Origin of the sequence: Chromatium okenii, from assembly GCF_016583745.1 — a bacterium.
GTDB lineage: Bacteria > Pseudomonadota > Gammaproteobacteria > Chromatiales > Chromatiaceae > Chromatium > Chromatium okenii.
This window is the reverse complement of the sequence record NZ_NRRQ01000063.1, coordinates 1-6,464: the sequence shown is the minus strand read 5'-3', so window position 1 is coordinate 6,464 and position 6,464 is coordinate 1. Positions and strand designations below refer to the sequence as shown.

The window sequence follows — 6,464 nt, the reverse complement described above, 5'->3', positions numbered from 1 at the left end:
GTCTTAATCCCCTTAAAAGCGGGTCTCAGTTCAAACCCTTTTCCACATCCACAGTGTGGTTATGATGGGTGATGCGAGTCGTAGATTGGGCATCAAACGCATTGATTTAACCTCTGTTCCACCAAAAATGATACTGCTGCTCACAAAAATGTGCGCAAGTGTCACACTGCAACTGGAGTCCTAGTTGGGCAATTTCAACCGCATGGTCAACCAGCGTTAGCGACACGGAACGCGAAACCTTCGCGCTTGTGGATACCATCCACCACTTCATTATCAAACAACCATGCCTAAAAAACAAGAAATTCCTTCACTACCTTTTGTAACTTCTCAAGTTTTAATGATCTCAATTTGCTCCGGTGCGAGAGGAAGAAAAACCTGTGTTCCGGCTTTCTTTTTGGGCGTTGTAATCATGTAACGTTCTGCTGCACGTTTACCGAGAATGTGTGCAAAAGCCTTATTGATCTTAGTCTTATGAGGTTGAAAATATTCGTTAGGTTCGAGAGCTTTCTCGATCCGAAATCCTAATGAGTCTTCGAGGCGCTGATAATCTCCACCATCCGTATTGAACACTTGAGGCGCTACATTAAAAAGCTCTTGTGCCACTTCGGGATCCGACCAATCAGTCATCCGCTCATCACGCACCGCCCGCGCTGCCAGCCACAGCAAGATAAGAAATTCCGTTTTGCTTAAATTAACTTCCTCATCATCCGCCCACACCTGCCGGTGCCGCACATTCACAATGAGCTTGGGTTCCTTGAGTCCGCGATTCGTAGTCGCCACAACTTGAGTAAAACTCGCCTTGCCGGTGCGTAAGCGTTCTGGCAAACCGTCGCGCAACTGCACAAAAGGAATGTTCGCCAAATCAACCTGAGCATGGCGGGCATCAACGGTAATCTCTTTATCGCCGCGTCTGCTGTGGATAGGATGTTCGTAGGGTGTTGGATAATAGAAATTCCGATTAGTTTCATAAGGATCGGAAACAAGAACATGTGACAGCCGATCTTGGGGGCGACCATAGAGTGAAAGCGCGTAACCAAGATAATAACCCATCGTTTTGCGCCCACCAGCAATAGAAACATGTATTTCAGTTGCCGGATTCTCGGTCAACTGGCGCAGCGTATCGGTAATAAAATCGGCAGCCAGCGTATTGTGTTCTTGGGTGCGAATATCATCCAGCGGCTTGCCTTCAGAATCAATCAGAACATGAATGTTTTCTACCGGAAATTGAATTGGCGGGAGTTGGTAATCACTGCACAACCGATGGAACCAACGTTCACCGGCAAGCAGATTAAGCCTCGCATTATCGGCACCAGTCGCAGTGGTAATGAGATGCACCTCATGTGGAATCCAAGGCTCACATTCATGACAAGCTAAAGCATAAAGAGTCTCGGTCACGATCTGCGGTGTAAGACCAGTCACAGCAAGCAGAATACGGCGGTGATTTTTATCATCACTCATTGCAATATCTCAGTGATTAGCGAGCGCGAATAGTGTTTCTTCTGGTAGTCCAGCTTTAATGGCAAGCTGACGCATATAAGCGGGTTGTTCGCAGACTAACGCATCCAAAATGACAGCAGTGCGGTGGGGATCGGAGAATACTTCAGCGCAGTAGCCACATGGCCCGGATGCCAGCGCCGGATCAGGCCAAACGAGCTTTGGCACATGGCGTTCTACCAATTCGCGCAACAGCGCAAAACTCTCGAACTTGAGTACCCGCAACAAAAAAGAGCCAGTAATCGCCCGCACAATCGCCGCGAGATCATCACCTTGACGCACATTGCCGAATACCAACGGATTGATGGTGTTATTCGTTGAGCAACAGGGCAACACATCACCGTTTGGCTGCACCAAAATATCGTGTCCTAGCCGCCGATAGCAGCCCCACTGTGCCAAATCCGCTTCCAAACCGTAATGACGCACCGTTGCCATCTGACCGGTGGCACGACCGAAAGGCGCAATGAGCTTATCCTCGCACAACACCTGCTCCGCCAAATCTGCACCCAATAATGCAGCAACCTGTTCGCCGGGCTGAGAAAAAGTGCCAGTAACAGTAACAAATAAATCCAGTTCCAAAGCTGCACTCACCGCATAGCGGATGCGCTCCAGTGGTACGAAGCGCAGGTGCTCGTGATCGCAAGAGGTCGAATAACGCCGTAACCCAACTGCGGCGAGAGCAGACAACCGCTGCTGCGCTGTATCGGCATCGTGCGCCCAATGTGATGAAGACACTACAGCGCCCGTCATGCCATGTACGGCGGCGCGTTCCAGCACTGCCAGCACATCGTCAAACAACAGGAAAGGCTCGCCACCGGTAAAACCAACAGTGCCGATCAGTCCCGGTAAAGCCTTGGCGATCTGTTCCACCATGTCGAGCATCTCAGCGCGATGCAGACGCTCATGCGAAGTTTCGAGTGGATCACAACAAAAATCACACCGCGCTGGACACGCACGGGTGGGCTTGAAAACCAAAGCATTACCGGAATCAGGGCGCGGCATGTTGAATTTCTACCATTTGACGTAAACCATTGAGGCGACACTGCAAACGATGTTGGGCATGAGGCTGAGACTGCGGCGCATCAATTCGGCAGGATGGTCCTTGGCATGAGCGTTCAAGCGTAAAGGCAGCGCCATGAACGACCGTAGCGCGGTTGTTGAGACCATCGAGCGACAGGCTGTTCAACCGTTCGACCCGCAATGTGGCGCTCTGACCAGTTCCAACCAACGCCACAGCACCAAGATGATCGGCATCACACTCAAAACACGAGGCAGCGCCTTCCAAACGCACATCCGCCCATTCCAAAGTGTTAGAAATGACCGTTGCTCCGGCTGCCTGAACGATGATGCGGTCGAACTCGGTCGGCACTTGCAACGCCCAGCTTAGTGAGCGCGGTACGCTGATGCCCAACACGGTGCGTGGCTTGGCGGACAGGGTGACACAGTCAGGTGATTCAGTGCGCTGGGGGCGGTCGCTCTCAGCACAATCGAGGATCAGCTCCGAGCCAGCGGCGGGTGATAAGTGAATCCGACCAAGACCAAAGTGCAATTCAAGAGTACGCATCAGAGAATCGTCCCAACTAGTAGATGATGGTGATGGCGCTGGTCGAGCAGGCCAAATCAGGACGGAAGGTGTTGCCAGAATGGCTCACGGCGAAACGCAGCGCCTGATCGGATAGCGGAGCAACTGCGAATGCTTCAGGACGCGCACCGACCCGCGCCCAGAGGTTAGAACCGCAGGTCACGTCACGCAGCAATTGACCGAAAAGGTGGCGAGATTGGGAAGATTGAACTTGAGTAGACATCATCGTTTCCGTTATAGCTGGTTGATGGAATCAGAATAGGTCAGAGCGGTGGCAAGCACATGGATCACAAGGTTGTGATATTCCCATCGCTTAATGGTCGTAAGTTGATCACCAGTTTGCGCACATCATTAAACGTCATGAAGGTATCGCTGCCATTCAAACGCTCGAACTGATGCGTAGTGATCTGACCGATGCTAAACGGTGCTACAGCGCCTCTGTAAAAAGGGTGATGAAGTCCTGAATAAACAGGATGGCAAAGTCCTGAATAAAAAGGGTGGTAAAGTCCTGAATAAACAGGAGGGCTCACTAAATGTTTGGTAACACCTTCCAAGTGCGCGTCCGCCCATTCCAAGGTGTCGGTGACAACTGTCGCGCCATCTGCCTGAACGATGATGCGGTCGAAGTCGACCGGCACCTGCAGCGTCCAGTCTTGCGACTTCCAGCTCAGTAAGCGCGGTACGCTGATTCCGAATACGGTGCGTTGCTTGGCAGACAGGGTGACGCTGTCGGGTGATTCGGTGCGGTCGGGACGATCGCGTTCAGCGCAGTCGATGATCAGCTCCGACCCAGCAGCAGGTGACAGGTGAATACGACCAAGACCAAAGTGCAATTCAAGAGTACGCATCAGAGAATCGTCCTAATTAGTAGATGATGGTGATGGCGCTGGTCGAGCAGGCCAAATCAGGACGGAAGGTGTTGCCAGAATGGCTCACGGCGAAACGCAGCGCCTGATCGGGCAGCGGAGCAACTGCGAATGCTTCAGGACGCGCACCGACCCGCGCCCAGAGGTTAGAACCGCAGGTCACGTCACGCAGCAATTGACCGAAGAGGTGGCGAGATTGGGAAGATTGAACTTGAGTAGACATCGTCGTTTCCGTCATAGCTGGTTGATGGAACCAACTATGCGGAAAAACGGCGATTAGTATATCGGTCACAAGGTTGTGGTGCGGAAAGACTCCGTTAATGCAGATAACCACGCAGGTACTGGCTGCGTTAAAGGCTTCAAAGGACAAGGTGGATTGATGATCGGTTGGTCACTGCGCACCAGCGCACTATCCCGACCTGAGAGCCGACCAATACTCACGCTAAGACCAGCGGCAGACGAACCGCGCTGCCCGTAGTAATCGATTTCCCATGCGGTTTCCAGCACGATTTGAAAACCGTTATGAACCATTTCATGTTGATAAGTTTGAATACATGCAACAGACGGACTTTCTATTCCAAAAGACGTTTCAATGCGCCCCGATCCTGTAGCATCGACGCTGTGCTGCTGCGTGATTTCAGTGGCCTGATGGTCGTAAGTATTGATCGCTAGTTTGCGCACATACTCAAATGTCGCAAAAGCATCACTGCCATCGCTGAAATAGTATTCACTCAGTTGGCGATGCCGCTCCAGTTCTAAACCATCCCGAAGCGCATAATGTTTCAAAAATAACGCGATATTAGCGGTTGCAATCTCGTAGTAATAAGCAACTTCCTGACGGGTCAGAAAGTGATCACGAATAATAATTGGGCTGTGATCGCCAAAGTGATGCGCCATGTCCGCAATATAGATTGCACCCGCATCTACAGCATCTGTCAGGCTAGAAATTTTCAGATCAGTGCCTTCTTCGGGATGAAGAAAGCAGGGAAAATAGCGCAATTCAGCGGTGAAATTAACGTCGCGGTTGAGAGCGCATACATTGCAGCCACAACTGCATGTACAGCTCTGAAGTTCAACCTGCAACGGTGTATCGCGGTATTGATAGAGCTTGCGGCGCTGACCAGTTTTCAGAAACGTCAACTGGTCGCCGAGCTGATCTTCCAAGGCTTGCAAACGGTAATAGTAGGGATATAAATGCTTGAGTTTCTGAGTAATCAATAGTTCAAGAAACTTGATTCGATATGCACCCATCGCCAAAGCTGCATCAAATATCTGTTCAATATCTTGGAGATCGGTATTGATGCCTTTAAGTAACACAAAGTTGAGTTTGAACGGGATATTCGCTTCGCGTAACCAGATGAGATTCGCGTTGACTCGAGCGAGATCATCCGTTGTGCTGGATACCCGCTCCGCGAAATGATGCACAATCTGATGATAACGGTCTGCATCTAGGCTGTGCATCGAGATATTGAATCGAATCTCGCCGGGATAGCTTTTCAAACGTTCAATGAGTGTCTGATTTAATGCGCGACCATTGCTAACAAATTTAATGTCCGGCAGATATTCGATCTGCTGCATATAATCGAGATAGCGGAGAATTTGGCGTGGTTTTAATAAAGGTTCACCGCCGGTAAAGGTGAAATCGTTATAACCTAATGCCTTGAGTTGATCGAAGACTCTGAAGACCGTTGTTTCTTCTGCATCCCGCCTTGTCAAACCCATTTCTAACCCTTCTTCATGGCAGAAGAAACAACGGTAGTTGCATTTCTCCGTGATAGAAAACCGCACTGCGCGTCTAGTGGGAATGGTTTTGATATAAGTGCGCGTTGTCAGTGGTTGATAATCCAACCGCACCAAGCGATTAACCGGAATTGGAGTATCGGAATCAAACTCCAGTGTGATAGTACGAACTTGCTGCTGACCTAACGACAACTCCAACGCAACCAATTTAGGAAGGAGATTGAAGTCAGCGGTGTCAGCAATCTGCACCTTGGCTGCGTTGGCATTGATGTTAAACGACCATTTCATACTGAATGCCTGTGCGGATGCTGGTAATCACTCAGGACAGAGTGCGTAACAACACAGCACGCTGTGAAGTCTGGTCTTAAATCCCCTTAAAAACGGGTCTCAATGCGAACCCTTCAGCGAAAAATTTTCTACCTTAAAATCAATCAGATGCAGATAGAAAATTGTACTCATTTTTAAGCCCAAAACGGTTAGGTCAAGTTTTGACCAAAACACAAAAGCCTCTTTCTGTTTACGCTAACGCCGATCACAGTCAACTTTAATCTTACCGATTTCAACGCAGCCGACAAGCATTTTATTGAGAGTAGGAGTTACGCAGTTGACCAAAAATAGCTTTAGAATATAGTCGATCCACCACAAAATGATTGTTAAAATCGGCGCAGCACCTTCAATCCTACTGTTGTGCCGCAATCAATTTATTCTGGCTTGGCTATACAAAGATGAACGCTGCAAAATGTACCGAACAAGATTACATTCAGTTTTTAATCGCTACTCCG

7 protein-coding genes are annotated in these 6,464 nt (G+C 49.6%); all 7 read right to left on the bottom strand.

What is annotated here, in order from left to right:
• Window positions 1-327: 327 nt before the first annotated feature.
• Window positions 328-1,458 carry a CRISPR-associated ring nuclease Csm6 gene (gene csm6 / locus CKO12_RS13790; RefSeq protein WP_200155304.1) on the bottom strand — a complete coding sequence of 377 codons (1,131 nt, stop codon included), beginning with the start codon at window positions 1,456-1,458 and terminating at the stop codon, window positions 328-330.
• A gap of 9 nt (window positions 1,459-1,467) precedes the next feature.
• Entirely contained in the window at window positions 1,468-2,496 is a 1,029-nt protein-coding gene (locus CKO12_RS13785; protein WP_200155303.1) for a radical SAM/SPASM domain-containing protein, read from the bottom strand.
• A complete protein-coding gene (locus CKO12_RS13780; protein ID WP_200155302.1) occupies window positions 2,483-3,058 on the bottom strand; it encodes a hypothetical protein in 576 nt (191 codons plus the stop codon). The genes CKO12_RS13785 and CKO12_RS13780 overlap by 14 nt, the downstream gene beginning before the upstream one ends.
• Before the next feature lie 16 nt (window positions 3,059-3,074).
• Window positions 3,075-3,299 (bottom strand): hypothetical protein, encoded by a 225-nt coding sequence (locus tag CKO12_RS13775; RefSeq protein WP_200155301.1) that lies wholly within the window; start codon window positions 3,297-3,299, stop codon window positions 3,075-3,077.
• A 64-nt stretch (window positions 3,300-3,363) separates the two neighbouring features.
• Window positions 3,364-3,924 carry a hypothetical protein gene (locus CKO12_RS13770; RefSeq protein WP_200155300.1) on the bottom strand — a complete coding sequence of 187 codons (561 nt, stop codon included), beginning with the start codon at window positions 3,922-3,924 and terminating at the stop codon, window positions 3,364-3,366.
• A 16-nt stretch (window positions 3,925-3,940) separates the two neighbouring features.
• Window positions 3,941-4,165, bottom strand: coding sequence for a hypothetical protein (locus tag CKO12_RS13765; RefSeq protein ID WP_200155299.1), 225 nt, complete (start codon window positions 4,163-4,165; stop codon window positions 3,941-3,943).
• A gap of 65 nt (window positions 4,166-4,230) precedes the next feature.
• The gene (locus CKO12_RS13760) at window positions 4,231-5,970 is read right to left on the bottom strand and encodes a radical SAM protein (RefSeq protein ID WP_200155298.1); all 1,740 of its coding nucleotides are present in this window, start codon (window positions 5,968-5,970) and stop codon (window positions 4,231-4,233) included.
• Window positions 5,971-6,464: the final 494 nt, after the last annotated feature.

Coding starts and splice junctions, on each gene's coding strand:
- csm6 (WP_200155304.1), bottom strand. CDS start 1,458: ATGAGTGATGATAAAAATCACCGCCGTATTCTGCTTGCTGTGACTGGT.
- CKO12_RS13785 (WP_200155303.1), bottom strand. CDS start 2,496: ATGCCGCGCCCTGATTCCGGTAATGCTTTGGTTTTCAAGCCCACCCGT.
- CKO12_RS13780 (WP_200155302.1), bottom strand. CDS start 3,058: ATGCGTACTCTTGAATTGCACTTTGGTCTTGGTCGGATTCACTTATCA.
- CKO12_RS13775 (WP_200155301.1), bottom strand. CDS start 3,299: ATGTCTACTCAAGTTCAATCTTCCCAATCTCGCCACCTTTTCGGTCAA.
- CKO12_RS13770 (WP_200155300.1), bottom strand. CDS start 3,924: ATGCGTACTCTTGAATTGCACTTTGGTCTTGGTCGTATTCACCTGTCA.
- CKO12_RS13765 (WP_200155299.1), bottom strand. CDS start 4,165: ATGTCTACTCAAGTTCAATCTTCCCAATCTCGCCACCTCTTCGGTCAA.
- CKO12_RS13760 (WP_200155298.1), bottom strand. CDS start 5,970: ATGAAATGGTCGTTTAACATCAATGCCAACGCAGCCAAGGTGCAGATT.